The sequence below is a fragment of the Methanothermobacter sp. genome (assembly GCF_030055435.1).
Lineage (GTDB): Archaea > Methanobacteriota > Methanobacteria > Methanobacteriales > Methanothermobacteraceae > Methanothermobacter.
Genome location: NZ_JASFYG010000001.1, coordinates 265,876 through 286,316, shown reverse-complemented (window position 1 = coordinate 286,316; position 20,441 = coordinate 265,876). Strand labels below are relative to the sequence as shown.

General features: G+C 47.6%; 21 protein-coding genes. 12 read left to right on the top strand and 9 right to left on the bottom strand.

What is annotated here, in order from left to right; genetic code table 11:
* Positions 1 to 85: 85 nt before the first annotated feature.
* Complete coding sequence (locus QFX30_RS01265) at positions 86 to 1,924, top strand: right-handed parallel beta-helix repeat-containing protein (RefSeq protein WP_300487079.1); 1,839 nt, start codon at positions 86 to 88, stop codon at positions 1,922 to 1,924.
* Positions 1,925 to 2,073: 149 nt separating this feature from the next.
* Positions 2,074 to 4,698, top strand: coding sequence for an Ig-like domain repeat protein (locus QFX30_RS01260; RefSeq protein WP_300487077.1), 2,625 nt, complete (start codon positions 2,074 to 2,076; stop codon positions 4,696 to 4,698).
* A 4-nt stretch (positions 4,699 to 4,702) separates the two neighbouring features.
* Here the strand turns inward: QFX30_RS01260 and QFX30_RS09050 are convergent, their stop codons facing one another.
* From QFX30_RS09050 to QFX30_RS01245, 4 genes are read right to left on the bottom strand one after another with little or no spacing between them, the layout of a single operon-like run.
* The gene (locus QFX30_RS09050; RefSeq protein WP_367186117.1) at positions 4,703 to 4,882 is read right to left on the bottom strand and encodes a DNA-processing protein DprA; all 180 of its coding nucleotides are present in this window, start codon (positions 4,880 to 4,882) and stop codon (positions 4,703 to 4,705) included.
* Between the two features lie 46 nt (positions 4,883 to 4,928).
* The gene (locus QFX30_RS01255) at positions 4,929 to 5,357 is read right to left on the bottom strand and encodes a DNA-processing protein DprA (RefSeq protein WP_300487074.1); all 429 of its coding nucleotides are present in this window, start codon (positions 5,355 to 5,357) and stop codon (positions 4,929 to 4,931) included.
* On the bottom strand, positions 5,354 to 5,647 hold the full coding sequence (locus QFX30_RS01250; protein ID WP_300487071.1) for a phosphoribosyltransferase: 294 nt from the start codon (positions 5,645 to 5,647) through the stop codon (positions 5,354 to 5,356). Before QFX30_RS01250 ends, QFX30_RS01255 begins: the two co-directional genes overlap by 4 nt.
* A 7-nt stretch (positions 5,648 to 5,654) precedes the next feature.
* Positions 5,655 to 5,903 carry a hypothetical protein gene (locus QFX30_RS01245; protein WP_300487068.1) on the bottom strand — a complete coding sequence of 83 codons (249 nt, stop codon included), beginning with the start codon at positions 5,901 to 5,903 and terminating at the stop codon, positions 5,655 to 5,657.
* Positions 5,904 to 6,041: 138 nt separating this feature from the next.
* On the opposite strand from QFX30_RS01245, the gene QFX30_RS01240 reads away from it, so the two are divergent.
* Complete coding sequence (locus tag QFX30_RS01240; protein ID WP_300487065.1) at positions 6,042 to 6,440, top strand: BREX system ATP-binding domain-containing protein; 399 nt, start codon at positions 6,042 to 6,044, stop codon at positions 6,438 to 6,440.
* 15 nt (positions 6,441 to 6,455) lie between these two features.
* Positions 6,456 to 8,663, top strand: coding sequence for a DEAD/DEAH box helicase (locus QFX30_RS01235; RefSeq protein WP_300487062.1), 2,208 nt, complete (start codon positions 6,456 to 6,458; stop codon positions 8,661 to 8,663).
* On the opposite strand, the gene QFX30_RS09045 is transcribed toward QFX30_RS01235, so the two are convergent.
* Both QFX30_RS09045 and QFX30_RS01230 read right to left on the bottom strand, forming a co-directional pair.
* Positions 8,592 to 8,843: a type II toxin-antitoxin system HicA family toxin gene (locus QFX30_RS09045; protein ID WP_048175218.1), complete on the bottom strand. Its 252-nt coding sequence runs from the start codon at positions 8,841 to 8,843 to the stop codon at positions 8,592 to 8,594. The genes QFX30_RS01235 and QFX30_RS09045 overlap by 72 nt on opposite strands.
* Positions 8,800 to 9,081, bottom strand: a complete 282-nt coding sequence (locus tag QFX30_RS01230; RefSeq protein WP_300478114.1) for a type II toxin-antitoxin system HicB family antitoxin — start codon at positions 9,079 to 9,081, stop codon at positions 8,800 to 8,802. Before QFX30_RS01230 ends, QFX30_RS09045 begins: the two co-directional genes overlap by 44 nt.
* A 158-nt stretch (positions 9,082 to 9,239) precedes the next feature.
* Here QFX30_RS01230 and QFX30_RS01225 point away from each other — a divergent pair, with 158 nt between their 5' ends.
* Together QFX30_RS01225 and QFX30_RS01220 are read left to right on the top strand one after the other, a co-directional pair.
* Positions 9,240 to 9,695: a MarR family transcriptional regulator gene (locus QFX30_RS01225; RefSeq protein WP_300487059.1), complete on the top strand. Its 456-nt coding sequence runs from the start codon at positions 9,240 to 9,242 to the stop codon at positions 9,693 to 9,695.
* A complete protein-coding gene (locus QFX30_RS01220) occupies positions 9,679 to 11,031 on the top strand; it encodes an MATE family efflux transporter (protein ID WP_300487055.1) in 1,353 nt (450 codons plus the stop codon). The genes QFX30_RS01225 and QFX30_RS01220 overlap by 17 nt, the downstream gene beginning before the upstream one ends.
* A 136-nt stretch (positions 11,032 to 11,167) precedes the next feature.
* On the opposite strand, the gene QFX30_RS01215 is transcribed toward QFX30_RS01220, so the two are convergent.
* Both QFX30_RS01215 and QFX30_RS01210 read right to left on the bottom strand, forming a co-directional pair.
* Positions 11,168 to 12,103, bottom strand: coding sequence for an FkbM family methyltransferase (locus QFX30_RS01215; RefSeq protein ID WP_300487052.1), 936 nt, complete (start codon positions 12,101 to 12,103; stop codon positions 11,168 to 11,170).
* A 289-nt stretch (positions 12,104 to 12,392) separates the two neighbouring features.
* Positions 12,393 to 12,917 carry a hypothetical protein gene (locus tag QFX30_RS01210; RefSeq protein WP_300487049.1) on the bottom strand — a complete coding sequence of 175 codons (525 nt, stop codon included), beginning with the start codon at positions 12,915 to 12,917 and terminating at the stop codon, positions 12,393 to 12,395.
* Positions 12,918 to 13,080: 163 nt separating this feature from the next.
* Here QFX30_RS01210 and arsB point away from each other — a divergent pair, with 163 nt between their 5' ends.
* Both arsB and QFX30_RS01200 read left to right on the top strand, forming a co-directional pair.
* Complete coding sequence (gene arsB, locus QFX30_RS01205; RefSeq protein WP_300487046.1) at positions 13,081 to 14,115, top strand: ACR3 family arsenite efflux transporter; 1,035 nt, start codon at positions 13,081 to 13,083, stop codon at positions 14,113 to 14,115.
* Between the two features lie 38 nt (positions 14,116 to 14,153).
* Positions 14,154 to 14,849 (top strand): glycosyltransferase, encoded by a 696-nt coding sequence (locus QFX30_RS01200; protein ID WP_300487044.1) that lies wholly within the window; start codon positions 14,154 to 14,156, stop codon positions 14,847 to 14,849.
* 24 nt (positions 14,850 to 14,873) lie between these two features.
* Here the strand turns inward: QFX30_RS01200 and QFX30_RS01195 are convergent, their stop codons facing one another.
* Positions 14,874 to 16,037, bottom strand: a complete 1,164-nt coding sequence (locus QFX30_RS01195) for a D-glucuronyl C5-epimerase family protein (RefSeq protein WP_300487042.1) — start codon at positions 16,035 to 16,037, stop codon at positions 14,874 to 14,876.
* Positions 16,038 to 16,162: 125 nt separating this feature from the next.
* Here QFX30_RS01195 and QFX30_RS01190 point away from each other — a divergent pair, with 125 nt between their 5' ends.
* Genes QFX30_RS01190 through QFX30_RS01175 form a run of 4 tightly spaced genes read left to right on the top strand, consistent with a single transcriptional unit; the run spans position 16,163 to position 20,431 of the window.
* Positions 16,163 to 16,858, top strand: a complete 696-nt coding sequence (locus QFX30_RS01190) for a glycosyltransferase family 2 protein (protein ID WP_300487040.1) — start codon at positions 16,163 to 16,165, stop codon at positions 16,856 to 16,858.
* An 8-nt stretch (positions 16,859 to 16,866) separates the two neighbouring features.
* The gene (locus tag QFX30_RS01185; protein WP_300487038.1) at positions 16,867 to 17,832 is read left to right on the top strand and encodes a glycosyltransferase; all 966 of its coding nucleotides are present in this window, start codon (positions 16,867 to 16,869) and stop codon (positions 17,830 to 17,832) included.
* Complete coding sequence (locus QFX30_RS01180; RefSeq protein WP_300487036.1) at positions 17,829 to 19,274, top strand: radical SAM protein; 1,446 nt, start codon at positions 17,829 to 17,831, stop codon at positions 19,272 to 19,274. Before QFX30_RS01185 ends, QFX30_RS01180 begins: the two co-directional genes overlap by 4 nt.
* On the top strand, positions 19,274 to 20,431 hold the full coding sequence (locus tag QFX30_RS01175) for a glycosyltransferase family 4 protein (protein ID WP_300487034.1): 1,158 nt from the start codon (positions 19,274 to 19,276) through the stop codon (positions 20,429 to 20,431). The genes QFX30_RS01180 and QFX30_RS01175 overlap by 1 nt, the downstream gene beginning before the upstream one ends.
* Positions 20,432 to 20,441 lie beyond the last annotated feature (10 nt).

Sequence of the window (20,441 nt, the reverse complement as noted above, 5' to 3'; positions counted from 1 at the left end):
CTTGCTTTTTTGAAAAAACCTTTAACCAGATTAAACCATAGTATATATATGCACATTCAATGTGCAGATAGCAGGAGATAGGTAAATGATAAAACATCTTTATGCAATAGCTGCCATTGCAGTGCTCCTCATTTTATCAGGAACCGCCTCCGCAGCTGACATCTATGTTAACGCGACGGGGGGTTCTGATGATAATGATGGGCTCTCATGGGCGGCTGCCAAGGCAACCATTGGAAACGCGACCCTATCCGCGGCTTCAGGTGACAGTATCTGGCTCGCGGATGGTGAATATAAGGGTGCTGGTAACAGGAACGTACTGATAGACAGGAACCTCACCATCACCGGCCAGTCAACCACCGGCACAGTGATTGACTGCGAATACCTGGGCAGGGCCTTCAGCGTCCAGCAGGGTATCAGTTTCACCCTCAGAAACCTCACCGTGAAGAGGGGAAACGAAAACCATGGTGGAGCCATCCTGAACCAGGGTAACCTCACCGTCGAGGGATGCAGGTTCCTTGAGAACATGGGATACAGGGGTGGGGCAATTTACAGCCTCGGTAACATCCATATTACCTCAGCAACATTCCATGATAACAGTGCTTCTGAAACTGGCGGTGCTCTTCATGTAGCTGGATATCAGCCATCAGATTCTGCAGTGGTCACAGACTCATCATTCACATCAAACGACGCAAAGTATGGTGGTGCAGTTGCAACAGATTACACCGGTACTCTAAATGTTCTAGTCAGGGGAAGCACATTCTCAGGCAACACAGCATGGTACGGCGGCGGATTTCTTGCAGACAATGCCAATGCAACCGTTGATGGGTGCACATTTGAGGAGAACGTGGCATCAGCACACGGCGGCGCAATCAGGAACAATTATGGGAATCTGACAGTTAAAAGAAGCACATTCACAGATAACAGTGCAGGCTTCGCCGGTGGAGGTATAAGCAATGTACAGGCCGCCCTGGCAGATATCACAGAGTCCACATTCACAGGTAACCTTGCAGAGACCTGGAGCCAGGGATCAGCGGTCCTCAGCTACTTCACCATTACAAGGATCAGCTTCTGCCGCATCCTGAACAACCCTGGCGCCGATGTGTTCTGTGAGGACGGCCCTGGAGTGGATGCCAGGTTCAACTGGTGGGGGTCCAGCGCACCGGACTTCACGGAACTCACAGCAGGTGACGTTGCTGCAACCCCATGGATCGTCCTTACACTGGTTGCAGATCCATCAACCGTTACCGTGGGGGGCACCTCCCTCATAAGGGCGGACCTTCTCCATGACAGTGCCGGCACACTGCATGCAACCACTGTACCATACACGGGGGTTGTGGGCTTCGAAACAACCTATGGTACAATCACTGATGCTCTGATGAGCGGTGGGGTTGCATCCTCAACCCTCAGGAACCTCAATGCACCGGGGATTGCAGTGGTGTCCGCGGTTCTGGACAACCAGGTGGTTAACACCCAGGTAACTGTTAGACCAGCTCCACCAGCAGCGGGTATAACCATCAGCCAGCTTGTCGCTGCAGCCGTGAATGTCAGGAACCACTACCTGCGCTACCGTAAACTGCCAGCCTCTGTCACAATTGCATCAAAGAGGTACTCCATGGCCCAGTTCCTGGATTTACTTGCACGTGCAACTGTGCAGCTCAACTCAGGAAACCAGAACCCGTTAAGACCACGTGCTGTTGGTTACGCAGGTAGCACTGGCATCTGGAGGTCAGGTAAGCTCTCAAGGCCAGCCTACGTGTCAGTGGCAGTAAGTATCAGGAACTTCATAAACAGCCAGGGAAGGGCACCCAGGTATGCCTCAACGGTTTACGGCAGGGTGAGCTTTACGGGCCTCGTGTACAGATACAGTGAGGTCCTCAGGTTCTACGGTAACAGGGGGAGGCTTCCAAACTACCTGATGATCTAACCCAACCTTTATTTTTTAACTTTTTTTTGAATCTCCTCAGAGTTCTAACCTTATTTCCGTATCACTTAAACATGAACACCATTTCATGGGAGTTTCAGTGAAAATTTTTTATCCTATAATCATCATATTTCATAGTTGAGGGGGTTTAAATGATAAAGATAATCACTTGTCTCTTTCTGTTTCTCATGGGGATCATGCTGGTCCCTGGATGTTCCAGCGCAGCCGATATCTATGTTAACGCGACGGGGGGTTCTGATGATAATGATGGGCTCTCATGGGCGGCTGCCAAGGCAACCATTGGAAACGCGACCCTATCCGCGGCTTCAGGTGACATTATCTGGCTCGCGGATGGTGAATACAGGGGTGAGGGGAACAGGGATGTGCTGATAGACAGGAACCTCACCATCACCGGCCAGTCAACCACCGGCACGGTGATAGACTGCGAGGCAATGGGCAGGGCCTTCAATGTGTCCTCCGGCGCGGTCCTGGTCCTCAGGAACCTCACAGTGAGGAATGGCAGTGCATTTGAGGGCGGGGCGGTGATGAACCACGGTGAGCTCCATGTGGAAAACTGCATCCTCACCTGCAACACCGCCGCTGGGGGCGGCGCCATCTACAGTGACGGTACAGTGAAACTGACTGAAAGCCACCTCATGGAGAACAGCGCAGAGGATGGTGGTGCAGTGTACAGTAAGGGGGTCCTTGAGGTTACAGCATCAAACTTCAACGGGAATGAGGCCTTGGGGTGCGGGGGGTCCATATACAGCGCCCCATACTCATCCCTTAACATCAGGGACTCATCATTTGCCCTTGGCCATGCAGAAGCGGGCGGCGCAATTTACACCCAAGGCGATACAACCATATGCGACTCCACCATTGCAATGAACACCGCAGAAAGCAATGGCGGCGGGTTATATGTGTGGGCAGCTGACGGCACGGAGATCACGGTTACCGTGACCGGCTCCATGTTCATGTACAACACCGCACGCTATGGTGGGGGTATTTCGGCACTAAGAACCACTGACGATTCATTCCTGAATTTAGAGGTCTCAGACTCACCTTTCAGGTCAAACCTTGCAGATTACGGTGCAGGTATCCTTGCTGAAAACGTTAACGCCAGGGTATCAGGGTGCACCTTTGAGGGGAACATCGCAGGGGAACATGGCGGGGCAATCAGGAACAATTATGGGAATCTGACAGTTACCAGGAGCACATTCACAGATAACAGTGCAGGCTTTGCCGGTGGAGGTATAAGCACTGTCATGGCAGTCCTGGCAGATATCACAGAGTCCACGTTCACAGGTAACGTTGCAGAGTCATGGGGGCAGGGATCAGCGGTCCTCAGCTACTTCACCATTACAAGGATCAGCTTCTGCCGCATCCTGGATAACCCTGGCGCCGATGTGTTCTGTGAGGACGGCCCTGGGGTGGATGCCAGGTTCAACTGGTGGGGGTCCAGCGCACCGGACTTCACGGAACTCACAGCGGGTGACGTTGCTGCAACGCCATGGATCGTCCTTACACTGGTTGCAGATCCAGCGGCTGTTGCTGCAGGGGGCACCTCACTCATAACAGCCGACCTGAGGCATGACAGTGACGGCGGATACCATGACACGTTCTTCGTCCCCTACACAGGTAATGTGGACTTTTCGGCCACCGCAGGGAGCATCGATGATGCTGTGATGTCCCTTGGAACTGCAAGCTCAACACTAACAGGTCTGGCAGCACCGGGTAAAGTGACAGTGACAGCAACCCTTGACTCTGAAAGCGCCCCAGTGGATGTGGATGTCCTCAAGGTTCCATCATCCATCACAGTGCAGGACTCTGAAACTGTTGAGGGTGATGCATTCAATTTAAGGGCACGTTTAATGGCACAGAACCCAATCCCAGGTAAGGTCATCATTTTCAGGATAGATGGGGTTCACATGGGAAGTTCAACCACCGATTCCGAGGGATTGGCAACCCTCAACCTTCCAGGCATATTCCCGCCAGGTCTCTACAATGTGACTGCAGAGTTTCAGGGTGATGAACTCCTCAGTAACAGTTCATCCAGGGCAGACCTCAGGGTCCTCAGGAAGGCGGCATTTGAACTCTCAAACCTCACTGTGGGCCCACTCTCCGGTACTGTTCCCCTCAGGATCAGCGTCTCTGCCAGGGTCAGGAATACAGGTGAGGCCCCGGGTGATTACCGTGCCGAGTTACTTGTAAATTCGGTTCCGGTTGCGTCAACGGTAATCTCACTTGCTGCTGGTGAATCAGGGGATGTGAGGTTCAACTACACCATAACCAGGGATGGTGTGTACATGGTGACAGTGGGGGGCCTTCCTGCAAGGACGGTCACCGTGAGGTCCCAGGGTTTAACGGTTAAACAGATTGCAGCCGCCGCCCTGAGTGTGAGGAACCACTATGCACGCTACCGTAAACTACCAGCATCTGTCACAATTGCGTCAAAGAGGTACTCAATGGCCCAGTTCCTGGATTTACTTGCACGCGCCACGGTACAGCTCAACTCAGGAAACCAGAATCCACTGAAACCACGTGCCGTTGGATACCTTGGTAGCACAGGCAACTGGAGGTCAGGTAAACTCTCAAGGCCAGCCTACGTGTCAGTGGCAGCAAGTATCAGGAACTTCATAAACAGCCAGGGAAGGGCACCCAGGTACGCCTCAACATCCTATGGGCAGGTGAGCTTCGTTCGCCTTGTATACGTATACAGCAGGGTAATTGCGTTCTACGGTGCAAACGGCAGGCTACCGGGGGATATAACAATTTAAAACCCTATTTTTCAAATTTAAAACAAGGAAATCCATCCTGTATAAGTTTATTATTGCCTTCCTTCCTAACATCTGCAACCATGATTATTTTATTCTGTTCTTTAGCAAATTTCACAGTATGCATCGTTCCACTTTTCAGACCGGCCTCGATGACAACTATACCGAGAGAGATTCCACTTATGATTCTGTTTCTAGGACATAGTGGTATTTCATAGTTTTTTCTCCCTCTTTCATTTCAGAAATAAGAAGACCACATTTTTTAAGGGTTTCCTCTGCAAGAAAATGGTTTTTTTGGGTATTATAACATCTACTGGAGAAGGTAGAACATTTATAATGTAACCGTCACTATCCAGAGCTGTTTTTGCTACAATGGAATCCACTCCCACGGCAAGACCTGATACAATTACGAATCCATTCTTAACAAAGAATTCAGTGATTTTTTTGGAGTAATATTCACCTTCCGCGCTTGGTTTTCTAGTTCCAACGATTGCAATTGATGGTTTTTTTAATAGTTCTATATTACCCCTTGCATATAGAGTTTCAGGAGGTTTTTTGATATTTTTAAGGAGAGTAGGGTAATAAGAATCTTCTAATGGTATTTCAAAGATTTCTGAAAAATCTTTAGAGCTACTATAATCCTCAAGTCTTCTCTGATTCATTGACTACACCTTGTCTTAGAAAGGGTAAATACGTTTATGGGGGTTGGACCAGCATCCAGTATTCTTCTAACACATGCCCGAACTGTATTTCCAGTGGTAAGTATATCATCAAAGAGTAAAACTCTCATATCTTCATTTAGTATCTTGTGGTGAATTGTTCTGTAATGCAGATCCTCACTTGGCCTTTCTCTGATACTTGAGGCTAGGTGGGAACTTTGCACTGAAAACTTTCTCATGAGAATACCTGTTCCATTCTGGATTTTTAGCTTTCCTGAAACTATTCGGACCAACCCCTCACTACAGGGGCTTATTACATTTTCCTTGCTGCTGGGAATGGGGATTATCTGGTGTAATGTTTTCCTCTTTAATTAACCCGGCAACGATATTAGCAAAACCTCTAAAAAAGTCATCTTTTTTAAATTTAAGGATATTTTTGGAGAATGCGTCCTGCTCTTTTCTGCAATTTTTTGGGATATAATAATCGATAAAGTAATGCGGAACATTTCCAAACCCATCTATTTTTAAGGTATCCTTTTTTAATTTCATTCCTAGCCCTCTACCAAAAATATAATTATTTAAATGTTAATACATATCTATATAGATTTCCATTTACAAAATAAAAGCAGAGGGAATGATAGAGATAATTTTCACTGTGATTTGGAAGGTTTTTCTGAAAATTGAATTATGGAGGGTTCATTTCATAGGGGTCATTCCGATGTAATCATAGAAGCGGTGTTTGAAGTCATCGAATTCAAGGACCTCAGAAAACCCATAATAAGGCTTGACGGCTTCAAGAAGGACAACCTCATGGAGCTGTCAGATCGCCTCATAACGATGCACGAGGAGGTCTACGAGTGGGAGGCTAAACCTGTCAGGGAGTCCCTTGAGGGTATAATAGCAAGGCATGAGGCCAACGCGGAACTCACAGGTTACATTTCACCGAGAAACTTTGTTAAATCATTCATAAGTGTCCTTGATGTTGTCCAGCAGAACCCTGAACTCCGAAGCGAGGAGGAGATCCTTGACCTCTTTGAGGAGAAGGAGATGGAGTTTGAGGATTTCGAGGACGAGGACTGGGTTTAGTCAGGGTGTACTCTGATGTCCTCCGAATCACTCAACCCCCGCCTCAGGCACTTCCTCGCCAACAGGCTCGGCTGGAGGAGGCTGAGGGACGTGCAGAAATCCGCCCTTGAAGCCATAGGTAGGGGGGAGGACACCCTCATAGTTGCACCCACAGCCTCTGGTAAGACCGAGGCCGCCATGATACCCGTCTTCAACTCCATACTCACAGAGGGCCTCCCACCGGTCAGCCTGCTCTATGTCTCACCCCTCAAGGCACTCATAAATGACATGCACAGCAGACTGGAGTACTGGGGCAACCACTTCAACCTTGAGGTCATGAAGTGGCACGGGGATGTCCCGCCGGACACCAAGCGGAGGTTCATCAGGAACCCCGCGGACATCCTCCTCATAACACCAGAGTCCCTTGAGGTCATCATGGTGAACAGGAGCCGGGATGAGAGGGAGAGGATCTTCAGGAACCTCCGCTACATCATAGTGGATGAGATCCACTACTTCATAGAGTCAGACAGGGGTGTCCAGCTGAACTCCCTCCTTGCAAGGCTTGAGAGGTACACTGCTGTGAGGCCCCAGAGGATAGGGCTCTCTGCAACGGTTGGAAACCCCGAAGATGTCCTTGAGTGGATGAGCCCCTCGGGGGTTGTTGTAAAGGAGAACTCTGATAGGAGACTCCAGTACAGGATATTCTCTGGTGGAGAGGCGGGGGTCGTTGATGTTTTAAGGAGGTTAACCGGCAGGAAGGTCCTCATCTTCGTCCCATCACGGAGGGAGGCTGAGAAGTACTACAACATCATAAGAAGGTGTCTGGATGTGGACGTCTTCATACACCACTCCTCCCTGAACAGGGAGTCAAGGGAGGAGGCAGAGGAGAAATTCAAATCCATCTCAGCGGCCTTCATGGTGAGCACCAGTACACTGGAGCTTGGTATAGATGTGGGTGACATCGACGTGGTGGTGCACCTGCGGAGCCCAACAACCGTGAACCAGTTCCTCCAGAGGACCGGGCGGAGCGGCAGGAGGAGCGGCAACCAGAGGACCATCATATTCCATGAGGGTGAGGTGCTCCTCGCCCTCTCGGTTGTCTCACTGGCACTTTCAGGTAAACTTGAGATGCTCAGGATACCCGGAAGGCCCCTTGACATATACTTCCACCAGATCCTGAGCTCGGTGTTTGAGATTGAAAAACCGGGGCCCGCAGAGATATACAGGGGCCTTGGGAGGGCCCATGTGTTCTCTGATATAAGTCAAGGGGACTTCAGGCACCTACTTGACTTCATGGGTGAGAGTGACTTTATAAGGAAACATGGAAGCTACCTCTACCATGGCTTCAACTTTGAGAAGGTCTTCGGTAAGATGAACTTCCTTGAGTTCTACTCTGTGTTCTACCCCACCTATGATTTCACTGTTAAGCACGGAACAAAGACCATAGGAACCCTTGACGCATTCTTCGCTGTAAAATACCTTGAGGAGGGCAGGGGATTTGTGCTTGGTGGTGAAAACTGGATTGTGAGGGATATAGACCATGAAAAATTCATAGTTAAGGTTAAGCCCTGCTCAAGGAATGCCAGTATACCTGACTGGAGTGGTGGCGGTGCCCCGGTGAGCTTTGAGGTTGCAAGGCACGCCTACGACATCCTCCTTGGAAACTTCAACCGGGACCTCCTCAGGTGGCTGGATGACGCATCAAGGGAGAGGGTCCTATCTGCGATGGCAAGGGCCTCTGCCGCAGGTTTAACCAGGGATGTTATCCCTGTGAGTGTCGGTTCTGATGTGGAGATCCACACCTTTGGAGGGGAGAGGGTTAACGGCCTCATCTCAGATATATTCAGGATGGAGCATGATGCATACAGCATCACAGATGACGCCTTCGCGGCGCGCTTCAGGGCAAAGGTCGACTATGATGATGTGGCTTCCACTCTGAAGGAGATCCCATCCATCATCTCTGAGGAGGACTTCCCCCTCAGGCTCCATGACAGGCTTGACAGGATGTTTAAGAACAAGTTCATAGAGCACCTCCCTGAGGATGTGGCGGCCCATATTAAGTACAGCATCCTCTACAGGCCGGATGAGCTCATGGGCTGCTTGAGGCCAGCAGACCTGTTGAGGTGGAGGGTTTCAGGATTCAGGTTTTTCATGGTTCTGAGAAATAGACATTCATGTTCTTTTTCTGGAATTCATGAGCTTCATGAATTCTGGATATGTGAGCTCAGCCTGTTTAAGAATTGATTTCAGGGTTCCGGGGGCGATTTCATCATGAAGAGGTATGATCACAATGAGTTTCTTCCCATTTTCATCTATCTTTTTGAGTTTCACATGACTACCCTTTCCTCCAGAATACGTAAATCCCTCTTTCTGGAGGATCTTACAGAGCTTCACTCCTGACAGTTTTCCTTTTTTGCCAGCCATCTATCTTAACGCTCACATGTTCCTCTTTTTCAGGTACAGTGTAACTGCTTATAAGGTCCTGATACATTTCAAGAACATCCTCGTCGCTAAGGAAGAGTTCAAGCGCCTCCCGAATGTTCTCAAGAGCAATTTCTTTGCTGCTGCCCTGACTGGCTATGTTGAAGGGCTCACATATCGCCACGAACAGGTTTCCCTCTTTTTCAATCTTTACTGGAAGCTCAAGTTTAACTGAGGTCATCAGATCTCACCTGCAGTTCACAGATAACTATTTCTGCATTATTTGATATGACTTGATGGCTTAATATACATTTATGTTGCAGCTGCAACAGTTGCCATGACAACATTTATATGGTGCCATCCAGATAACTTCAGTATCAGAACACTGGGGATGAAGTGATGATCGACAGCGACATACCCTTCAGGGGGCTCCTATCCATAATACTCAGAAGCCACCGCGTATTTGTGGCAAGGGAGTTATCCAGCCTGAAACTCACAGACGCCCAGGTGGCCTGCCTCTTCAGGATCCACAGGCAACCGGGTGCTACACAGGATGAACTCTCCTGGTTCTTCCAGGTGGACAAGGGCACCATAGCCAGGATCACAAGGCGCCTGGAGGAGCGGGGACTCATCATGAGAAAACAGGACCCCCGAAACAGGAGGAGGTACATGCTGAGCCTCACAGCTCAGGGGGAGGAACTGATACCCCTCATAAGGGAGGTTGAGGACAGGTGGACTGACCTCCTATTTGAGAACCTCACAGATGAGGAGAGGGATACCCTAATGGAATTGTGCAGGAGACTCGCAGAGGATGCAATGAAGATAAGGGGCGTGGAAGATGACAGAGGGCGTTAAGATAATGAGGGGGGACCCGAGGAGGGCCCTCCTGAAACTCTCAGGGCCGATGATAATCGCGATGCTCCTCACATCCATCTACAACCTTGTGGACGCGGTATGGGTGGCTGGCCTCGGTGGAGAGGCACTGGCAGCCATAGGGTTCGTGACACCCCTCTACATGGTACTCGTGGGGCTATCCAATGGCCTCGGAGCCGGGGCGGCATCATCGGTCTCAAGGTACCTTGGTGCAGGTGACACCGAGGGCGTCAACAACAGCGCAACCCACACGGTCATAATAACAGCAGCTGCTTCAGTTGTGATCACAGTTGTCCTTGAACTCCTCCTCGGCGACATACTCCTCTCCCTGGGGGCAGGGGAGGCCCTCAAACCAGCGTTCCAGTACGGTAGCGTGGTATTCGCTGGTACCATATTCACACTCTTCACAGGGGCCGCCTACGGGATACTCAGATCTGAGGGTGATGCGAAGAGGCCAATGTATGCCATGGGCCTCTCAGCGGTCCTCAACATGGTCCTCGACCCCCTCCTCATATACACTGCAGGTTGGGGTATAGCAGGTGCGGCCTGGGCCACGGTGATATCCCAGTTTGCGGTTTCAGTAGTTGTACTCTACTGGTTCCTGGGTGGGGGGACCTACACCTCCATCGGGATGAAGCACTTCAGACCCGACCGTGGGGTTGCCCTCTCAATACTCTCTGTGACATTACCTGCCAGTGCAGAGTTCTTTGTCATGTCCCTGGTAACCGCGGTACTCAACGGGATACTCACAGCCGTCGGGGGTACCAGTGCAGTTGCGGTGTACTCGGCGGGGTGGAGGATAGTCATGCTGGCCATCGTGCCGGTGATATCGGTTGCAACGGCCCTTGTGAGTGTCTCAGGGGTTGCCTATGGTTCAAGGAACTTCAGAAACCTTGAGGTGGTCCACGGTTACTCCATAAGGCTGGGGCTTGTGATAGCCGCTGCCACGGCACTCCTCACATTCGTACTTGCCCCCTGGATCTCATGGGTATTCTCGTACTCCCAGGCCTCTGCGGACCTGGCACCAAGGATAACCCTGTTCCTGAGGGTTATCTGCCTCTTCTACCTCTTCCTACCACCGGGTATAATGTCAGGTTCCATCTTCCAGGGGGCCGGGAGGGGGCTCACATCCCTCGCACTCTCGGCTATAAGGCAGGTTCTCCTGGTGGCGGTATTCGCCTACCTCCTCGGTGTGATCCTGGGATTCGGTGAGGTTGGTGTCTGGTGGGGTGTGGTTGCAGGTGACATCGGGGGGAGCCTCATAGCCTACCTCTGGGCAAGGCTATTCATAGGGAGGCTCAGGAGGTACGGGGACTGACTTTTTATAAAAATACTTTTTATAATAAAACTAATTACCAGCTAACCAGTATCCCTCCAAAGTCTGTAAAAAATGATAACCTATTGCGTTTACATAAATCTATTCTTAAAGATAAAAAAGAAACTTAATAGTATATTCACGTTCTACGCGCATGTATCAACCCGATACTATGATTACCTCTTAACTTAATAGTAAACCCTTCTGATCTGAGTTTATCCACAATTTCTCGTGGATCTCTATTTTTTGGCTGTGGATGATATTCGATTATAATTTCACGAAATCCTGAAAGATCTAAATTATCCATAATTTCATATTCGCAACCTTCACAGTCCACTTTAAGACCCTTTGGCTTTGAATTAATTTTTGATACTATTTCATCAATTGTTATTGTGTCCACTGAAACCATTTTGTTTTTTTCAGTATAAAGAGAGCTATAATGGCTTTTTTCTACTCCATCATATCCCATCTTGAGGACTCCTTTTTTACATGAGACAGCCTTGTTAATGTAATTTATTTTTGAGGCTAATTGAGGGTTCATTTTTATGTTTTCTCTTCCAATTTCGAATATCTGTGGAAGAGGTTCGAAGGCATAAACCACATAACCTTCTTTGGCAAGATAGAGACTGCTATCACCAACCGAGGCACCTAGATCAATCACAACATCCCCTCTGTCAAGCTCATGAAATTTATAATCCTCGAGAACAAATATTTCGATTAATATAAAAAGGGGCATAGTATTTTTTATTTTTATGCCATCGACTTCTATAATGTTGTCAAATCTTTGAGTGATTATAGATCTTAATCTAGTTTGCTGAGAACAGTTTAAATCATTAGAACAGGCACTTATAAGTGTTTGTACAAAGTTATTGTCGATATCCTCTTTTGAAACATTTATTTTGCCTATATACCTTAAATCCAATTCGAATTCCTCAAAGAATCCTAGGAGAAATATAAGAGTTCTAAAAGGGTTATTTGCGGACCTAAAAACCTTTATGAGACCCATAAATCCATAATAAATTAACCATATTGGACTTTTCCTACTCATTAAACGGCTTAAAAAAATCCTCTGCATTATTGCACCATCCTTAATCTTATTGCTACTATGGCCACCACTTTAAATTAATTATCTACTATCTAATCGTTGCCTTTAATTTATAAATATAAGCAGTTTGTAATTATCTAAAATTCATGAAAAGTCAAGTAACTAGTTAAGTTATTATAGGAGAATAATTTGTGTTTTCAATTAAGCGCTCTTAAATCAATAGCTTGATTTTTGGATGTGAACAAAATTTTTTCACAACATTAAGGGGTGTTGCTACTCTTAATCAATAAAAAAATAATAAATTTTAAGTCCTAAAATTCTATTTTTTCATTAAATAAACTCTCCTATTTTTCTTCCTGATGTAGACCGCCAGGAGGCCCCCCACGAATGCTGCAAGTATCAGTGAAATGACCATGAGTATACCTGATATGAGCTGGAGGTAGTCGGCTGGTGCGTATGTGGGTTCAGATGCCAGTCCCATGGGCTCTGCTGCACCTGTCATGTCCCCTCCGGTGTCAGGGAATATCTGTGATATTGCCATGAGTGCCATCATGCCACCAGTGGTTGTTACCATGAGCCCCACCGCACCGATGGTGAGGTAGATGAGTACCAGGAACCCCGAGTTCACCAGGGATTCACTGTAGGTTTCAGCCCCCAGACCCGCAACGAAGGATTCCACAAAGAGGAAGACAAAGGCTACAATGAATACAAAGAATATGGGGTCCACGGATCCGCCCATGAGGGCACCGCCGAGGATTACAGCGGTGAGTGTCCCGGCAACTGCACCCACAAGTATCCCGAGTACGGAGCTTAAAACATTCAGCTTACTGTTCAGCCACTTCAATAGTGGTTCACCATTTCTATTAACATTGAGTCTCAAATTTACCACCATAAACACTTAATAATTACATTCATGTTTTTAATTCATAAAAACCTTTCCGCTTCAGGGAAAACTACTAATAATAAATCAACATATCTGGATTTACTGATATGTAAGCGGTGATATCATGGAAAGTGAAGAGATGGGAATATTCGAAAGGTACCTCACGGTCTGGGTGATACTATGCATAATCACAGGGGTGGGACTGGGACACTTCATACCAGCCTTCCCGGCCCTCCTCAACAGGTTACAGTACGCCCAGGTATCCCTTCCTGTGGCGGTGCTCATATGGCTAATGATATACCCCATGATGCTCAGGATAGACTTCTCAAGCATAATACGGGCCACCAGGGAACTCAGGGGGCTCACTGTTACCTGCGGGACCAACTGGCTCATAAAGCCATTCACCATGTACATCGTGGCATCATTCTTCCTCCTCGGAGTTTTCTCAAATCTGATACCACCTGAACTCGGCAGGGAATACCTTGCAGGGGCGGTGCTCCTGGGGGCAGCCCCATGCACGGCAATGGTATTCGTCTGGAGCAGCCTCACACGGGGTGACCCTGCCTACACACTGGTGCAGGTGGCGGTGAACGACATAATACTCCTCTTCGCCTACGCCCCAATAGTGGCCTTCCTCCTGGGGATAGGTAACATCCAGGTACCCTACGACACCCTCATACTCTCAGTGGTCCTCTTCGTGGTGGTACCGCTACTTGCAGGCTACCTCACAAGGAGGAGGCTCATCACCTCAAGGGGGCCGGAGTACTTCCAGAGGTTCCTGGGGAAATTCGAGAAGATAACAATCATAGGACTCCTCCTCACCCTCATCATAATATTCTCATTCCAGGGGGGAGTCATAATCGAGAACCCCCTCCACATCGGCCTGATTGCGGTGCCCCTCATACTGCAGACCTTCCTGATCTTCACGGTTGCCTACCTCTGGGCCCGCATCTGGAGTCTGAGGCATGCGGTGGCTGCACCGGCGGCCCTCATAGGTGCAAGCAACTTCTTTGAACTTGCAGTTGCGGTGGCAATATCACTCTTCGGCCTCCAGTCAGGGGCGGCCCTCGCCACCGTGGTTGGGGTCCTGGTGGAGGTCCCGGTTATGCTCACACTTGTGAGGATAGCCAACGCAACACGGGACAGGTTCCCGGCCTGAAAAAACATTTATTTTTTGGGAAACCATATTTCTAGTGGATGATATCAGTAATATGTGTCTACAATGATAGAGAAACCCTCAGGAGGTTCCTCCTCAGGGACCTCCGTGAAGGGGACGATTATGAACTCATACTCCTTGATAACACCACCCATAGATTCAGTTCCGCTGCAGGGGCCCTCAACCATGGTGCGGAGATGGCCACAGGCGACACCCTCATATTCGCCCACCAGGATGTGCACGTAAAACCCGAAGCCATCAGACGGATGGCCTCATATACATCTTCGCTGGAGGATGCAGGTGTGGTGGGTGCTGCTGGAGTGGCCGGTCCCTTCAGGTTGTTCTCCAGCATGAAACAGGGTGACCCACCGGCGGATGTTGGTAGGAGAATCGAGGCTCCGGTGAGGGTTCAGACCGTTGACGAGTGCCTCTTCGCCCTACCATCAGGGGTCTGGAGTAGGTATCCCTTTGATGAGGAGACCTGCAGCCACTGGCACCTCTATGCGGTTGAACGGTGCCTCGCCCTTAAGAAGAAGGGTTACAGTATCTACGCGGTCCCTGTGGAGGCCTACCACAGGTCACCGGGTTACTCAATGTCCCCTGAATACTACACCACAATGGGGGCCATAATGAAAAAACACAGGGTCCCGGTGGTTTGGACCTCCCTGGGGTTTTCCACACCATACCTGCCTCTGGGACTCCAGAGGAGGCTGAAGGAGTTCCTCATGAGGTTATAGGTGGTTTTTTTCTTCTGGATCACTTCAGATCCTCTCGGGTCTGAGTCCCTTCCTTTTGAGGTAACTGTTCCACCTCAGGGCAATGCTGCGGTAGTAGCTGTCCCCTGTTGCCTTCCAGACCCTGTTTGCAAGCTGTACGTGGAGTCTGTGGTAGCCCTCGCTGGCTAGCCAGGTGGGCCTGTAGTACCTGCCGCTCACGGCATAATATGTCCATCGCCCACTGTCGAACCTCCAGTTCATCCTCCTGAAGGTTGAAATGCCAGTTCTGAATAGGTTAAGTGCTCTTGAGTTTCCTGTGTACCTGCAGGCGTTGTTGATTCCCAATGTGCAGATTAGGTGGGCGTTGAGGATGTAGTGTTCCCTCAGGAAGTTGTAGTGGAGGTAGAAGTTACCGTATTTCGTGGTTTTCACAAGGTTTGTTGGGGCATAAAAACTGTTTATGAGGGAATTTGAGATGTCAAGGTACTCCCTCTTACCTGTGAGGTTGTATGCCCTGGCGTAGTGGCCTGCAAGGTTTCCCTGGGCGAAGCTGTCAAGCCAGCCGGTACCTGAGCCATGATAGTCAAAGTACATGGGGAATACCGCGTAGCGCATACCCCTGTATGTCCTGAAGCTTACCGTGAGTTTCTGCTCATCCAGCACTTCAAGGAAGTCTGTGGTGTTCCTGCAGCCACCTGCAAGGTTGGATGTGGTTACAGGGTAAATGTGCCATCCCCTCTTCCTGTAGTAGACGAAGGGCAGGTTGCTTTTGAACTCGGGTACAGGCATGTTCCTGAACTGGCAGGCCCTGCTGCTGAATACAATCACTATCGTATCTGATGGTGAAAGTTTCCGGGAGTAGTAGGCATTATTGGCCTGTATTGTCTTGATCTCGATGATCTTATCATCGCTCCTCAGGGCCCTCTTACTCTTGATGCCTGAGAAGACTTTAACGGCGTAACCTGCATCTACGTATGCCTGGTAGTACCTCCTATCACCTGTTGAGGTGTAGCGTGTATAGAGGTGGTTCCTTATCCTCGTGTTATTTTTAACAGCCCCCTTGAGGAGTTCCTGGTAATTGTCCAGGTAGTATGAGCGGTTCAGGTGGTCAGGTGTCCCGTTGCAGCCTGTGGTGTTATCCACCGCATGGGACGGGCTGCATGCAAGGATGAAAATTAGGCCAGGAATCAGGATAAAAAGTTTTTTCATGAAATCCCCCCATTATTATTTTGGATGGCACTCCATATAAAAGAAGGAGGCTTCCAAAAAACTTTTTATAATGGAAATGGCCATATTATAGAAAAATTATTCACACTTGTAATAATGGTGTTGTCATGTTGATATCAGTAGTAATACCTGCCCTCAATGAGGAGGGGGTTGTCGGCAGAACAGTTAAGTCCGTCCCTGTGGATGAACTTGAAATCAGGGGATACGATGTGGAGGTGCTTGTGGTTGATAACGCTTCCACCGATAACACGGCACTTGAAGCTGCATCTGCAGGTGCAAGGGTTGTAAGGGAGGAGAAGAGGGGCTACGGCAACGCATATCTTCGGGGCTTCAGGGAGGCCAGGGGAGACATACTGGTTATGGGGGACGCCGACCTCACATACCCATTTGAGATGATACCTGACTTCATCGCTGAGATAGAGAAGGGCTATGACTTTGTCATCGGGGACCGTATGAATGGTATGATGGAGGATGGCGCCATGCCAGCCCTTCACAGGTACATAGGGAACCCGGCACTCTCAAGGATGCTCAACATACTCTTCAGGAACAATGTGAGGGACACCCACTGTGGGATGAGGGCCTTCACCAGGGAGGCCCTTGAGAGGCTCAACCTTAAGGCACCTGGGATGGAATTTGCAATCGAAATGGTCATCGAAGCATCTGAGAAGGGCCTGAGGATCAGCCAGATACCCATACCCTACAGGCAGAGGGGTGGGGAGGCCAAACTCCACTCCTTCAAGGACGGCTGGAGACACATAGAGTACATGCTTAAGAGGAAGTTCCTCAGACGCTCAATTCAATAGGTGTTAAGTTGAAAAGGATCTCAGTTGTTGTACCGATGAGGAATGAGGCAGACATCCTTGAGAGGTGTCTTTCTGCAATGGAGGAACTGGATTATCCAGGGGAACTATTTGAAGTTGTCATAGTGAACGACGGGTCAACCGATAATACAGCAGAACTTGTTAAGAATAGGAACTGGTCCTTCAATTACCAGTACATTGAAACAGATGGTGTTGGTGTGTCAAAGGCCCGTGATATAGGTTTCAGAAGAGCTAAGGGTGACTTTATAGCATTCACAGATGCTGATTGTGTTGTTGAGAGGGACTGGCTTCTAAGGTTATCTGAACCCTTTGATGTGGATGTGGCTGCAGTTGGAGGCCCCAATTTAACGCCAGAAGATGATGTTCCATTCGCCAGATGCGTGGGTCTCGCATTATCGTTCCTGAGCAGACCCGGTGCGAGGTACGCCTATGAGGGCGACACTGTAAGGGAGATTCACCATAACCCCACCTGTAATGTGATGTACCGTAAAGAGGTTCTTGAGGAGGTCAACGGATTTAACCATGACCTCATAACAACAGACGATGAAGAACTTGACTACAGGATAAGGAAAAGGGGTTACAGGATAATTTACACGCCCCATGCAAGGGTTAAGCATTACAGGAGGCCCAACTGGAAGAAGTTCATTAAAATGGCATACAACTATGGGCTTGGTAGGATGCAGTCAACCAGGTTACATCCGGAAATGGGAAGATGGTTCCATTTCGCCCCTGTAATTTTGATAGTCACTATAATTGGCTTACTGGTGCTTTCAGTATTCAGCAACATTTTTCTAACTTTTCTTGTAATTCTGGCTATTGCTTATCTACTGGGCACACTTCTTGTTTCAATCCTTTATACAAGAAGTTCTGAGTGCAGTTCACTGAAATTTTTCAGTTTAATCAATCTATGGATATTTCTCTATGGCGTTGGAATGATAAGAGGTGTTTTTAGTTGAAGGTTTACCTTTTAAATCCCCCATACTTCCCACATTTTGGTCGTGGAATGCGGTGGCAGGATACGGGTCGTGGTGGCACATTATATTATCCCATCTGGTTATCATATGCTGCTGCAGTTATAATGGAGGATCATGAAATCAAACTGGTTGACGCCCCAGCATGGGGCTGGGATAGGAACGATGTCCTTCAGGATATTGAGAAATTCGAACCCGACCTCCTTGTAATTGATAGCAGTTTTCCGAGTTTAAATAATGATATTGAAGTCGCTGAATTCATAAAGAATCACTATGAATGCAAAAATGTGCTGGTAGGTCCACCAGGGTCACAGTTTGCAGATAGAATACTTGCAAGCGATGGTATAGACATCGTAACAAGATATGAATACGACTTCACCCTAAGGGAGCTTGCAGGGGCTCTTGAAGAATCTGATGACATTAGCCATGTGAAGGGAATATCATATGTAGTCGACGGCAGAGTTCAGCACAACCCTGAAAGGGATATGAGTTCCTCTGAGGATCTGGACAGCATTCCATTCGTATCAAAGGTATATAAGGAGTTTCTTAATATCAGGGATTATTTCCTTGGCAGTTCTCTTTATCCGGAGGTGCAGATATTCACAGGTAGAGGGTGCCCATTTCACTGCACATTCTGTTCATGGCCCCAGACATTGATGGGCCGCAAATATAGGGTTAGAAGCATAGAAAATGTCCTTGATGAACTTGAATGGATTGAAAAGAACCTTCCAGAGGTCAAGGAGGTCTTCTTTGAAGATGATACATTTACAGTTGATAAGAAAAGAGTGAGAGATTTCTGCGCCCAGTACCGCGAGAGGGATCTAAAAATAACTTGGGCATGCAATGCCAGGGTCGGACTTGATTATGAGACCATGAGGGAAATGAAGAGGGCAAACTGCAGGCTATTGATAACAGGTTTTGAATCAGGAAATGATGAGATCCTCAGGAACATAAAAAAGGGCATCACAGTTGATGAGATAAGACAGTTTGCCATTGATGCAAGGCGTGCAGGGCTCCTTGTTCATGGGGACTTTATCATAGGCCTTCCTGGTGAGACACATGAGACAATTGAAAACACAAAGAGGCTCATAAAGGAGATTAAACCTGAAATTCTTCAGGTTTCTGTTGCATCTCCATTTCCAGGAACTGAATTTTATGAATGGTGTGTTGAAAATGGGTATCTTGTTACAGATGATCCAAATGAGTACCTTGATGATCAGGGGCACCAGAAATCCATTATAAAATATAATGACTTAAGTGAAGATGAGATAACTGAGGAAGTTAATTCAATCCTGAAGGGTTATTACCTTTCACCATCTTACATTAATCTTGCTTTAAGGCAGATATTTAGAAAGAACGGTCTTGATGAGTTAAGAAGATTAACTTACTCTGCAAAAATGTTCTTAAGATATTTAGGAGGCAATTAATGCACATTTTAATGGTATCCCCTTACTTTTATCCAGAAGGTGGTGGTGCCGAATTTTACATGTACAAAATTGCTGAAGGTCTTTCAAAAGATCACGAAGTGACAGTTTTATGTACAAGTAACGAAGAAACGCATCCTTTGAACCATGATAAAATTGAAGTGAATACATTAAGTCATCACTTCAAAATTTCAACAACACCCGTAGCTTTAACTGGAATCAGAGAAATGGTGAATTATATGAGGAGAAACAATTTTGATTTATGCAATATTAACTATTACCTACCTCTATTTCCAGACATGGCTACGATGGCTTGTAGGATATGTAAAATTCCATCAGTGCTCACATGGCATAATGATGTCCATACAGATGGCTTTTTGAAGTTATTTTCCACAGTTTACAACCATACACTTAATAAAATTACCTTAAGAATGGTTGACAAAATAATAACGCCTTCGCCTTATTGCTACAATGAATCACCACTTTTAAGAAAATTTCAACATAAAATGGAGTGGGTACCACCGGGTGTAGATTTGGAAAAATATAACAGGGTTCCGTTAATATCGATAAGAGAGAAATATGGGATACCTGAAAATAGAGACATAATACTTTTTGTCGGAGTTATGAATAAATCTACGGCACACAAGGGTGTTAACACACTCCTAAGGGCCTTTAAAGAAATTTATAAAGATACGGACTCTTATCTGGTCATGGTTGGTAAAGGAGATATGATTCCATATTATCTGGAAAAATGTAAAAAACTTGGAATTATTGATAGAGTAATATTCACGGGATTCGTTGAGGAGGAGATCCTTATTAACCTTTACAGGGAAGCTGAAATTTTAGTACTTCCCTCAACAACAATTCAAGAAGGTTTTGGAATGGTACTCATAGAGGCGAATGCCTGTGGTACACCGGTAATAGGTTCGGCCGTGGGCGGTATAAAATATGTAATCAGGGATGGTGAAACAGGTCTTCTAGTTTCGCCAGGAGATCCCGAAGTGATTGGCGATGTAATGAAGAAACTTTTGGACGATAAAGAACTTACTGACATGATGGGTGCCACTGGCAGAAAGATGGTTCTTAATAATTATTCTTGGGAAAAGTCTGTTAGGATGACCGAAAAGGTTTTTGAAGATACATTAAAGCAATTCCAGTGAGGACGAGCCC

What these genes read in the sequence shown, in the direction of transcription:
- QFX30_RS01260 (WP_300487077.1), top strand. Translation starts at nt 2,074, where the DNA reads ATGATAAAGATAATCACTTGTCTCTTTCTGTTTCTCATGGGGATCATG.
- QFX30_RS01245 (WP_300487068.1), bottom strand. Translation starts at nt 5,903, where the DNA reads ATGAAATTAAAAAAGGATACCTTAAAAATAGATGGGTTTGGAAATGTT.
- QFX30_RS01215 (WP_300487052.1), bottom strand. Translation starts at nt 12,103, where the DNA reads ATGCAGAGGATTTTTTTAAGCCGTTTAATGAGTAGGAAAAGTCCAATA.
- QFX30_RS01175 (WP_300487034.1), top strand. Translation starts at nt 19,274, where the DNA reads ATGCACATTTTAATGGTATCCCCTTACTTTTATCCAGAAGGTGGTGGT.
- QFX30_RS01230 (WP_300478114.1), bottom strand. Translation starts at nt 9,081, where the DNA reads ATGACCTCAGTTAAACTTGAGCTTCCAGTAAAGATTGAAAAAGAGGGA.
- QFX30_RS01235 (WP_300487062.1), top strand. Translation starts at nt 6,456, where the DNA reads ATGTCCTCCGAATCACTCAACCCCCGCCTCAGGCACTTCCTCGCCAAC.
- QFX30_RS01190 (WP_300487040.1), top strand. Translation starts at nt 16,163, where the DNA reads ATGTTGATATCAGTAGTAATACCTGCCCTCAATGAGGAGGGGGTTGTC.
- QFX30_RS01240 (WP_300487065.1), top strand. Translation starts at nt 6,042, where the DNA reads ATGGAGGGTTCATTTCATAGGGGTCATTCCGATGTAATCATAGAAGCG.
- QFX30_RS01220 (WP_300487055.1), top strand. Translation starts at nt 9,679, where the DNA reads ATGACAGAGGGCGTTAAGATAATGAGGGGGGACCCGAGGAGGGCCCTC.
- QFX30_RS01265 (WP_300487079.1), top strand. Translation starts at nt 86, where the DNA reads ATGATAAAACATCTTTATGCAATAGCTGCCATTGCAGTGCTCCTCATT.
- QFX30_RS01225 (WP_300487059.1), top strand. Translation starts at nt 9,240, where the DNA reads ATGATCGACAGCGACATACCCTTCAGGGGGCTCCTATCCATAATACTC.
- QFX30_RS01255 (WP_300487074.1), bottom strand. Translation starts at nt 5,357, where the DNA reads ATGAATCAGAGAAGACTTGAGGATTATAGTAGCTCTAAAGATTTTTCA.
- QFX30_RS09045 (WP_048175218.1), bottom strand. Translation starts at nt 8,843, where the DNA reads ATGGCTGGCAAAAAAGGAAAACTGTCAGGAGTGAAGCTCTGTAAGATC.
- QFX30_RS01200 (WP_300487044.1), top strand. Translation starts at nt 14,154, where the DNA reads ATGATATCAGTAATATGTGTCTACAATGATAGAGAAACCCTCAGGAGG.
- QFX30_RS01195 (WP_300487042.1), bottom strand. Translation starts at nt 16,037, where the DNA reads ATGAAAAAACTTTTTATCCTGATTCCTGGCCTAATTTTCATCCTTGCA.
- arsB (WP_300487046.1), top strand. Translation starts at nt 13,081, where the DNA reads ATGGAAAGTGAAGAGATGGGAATATTCGAAAGGTACCTCACGGTCTGG.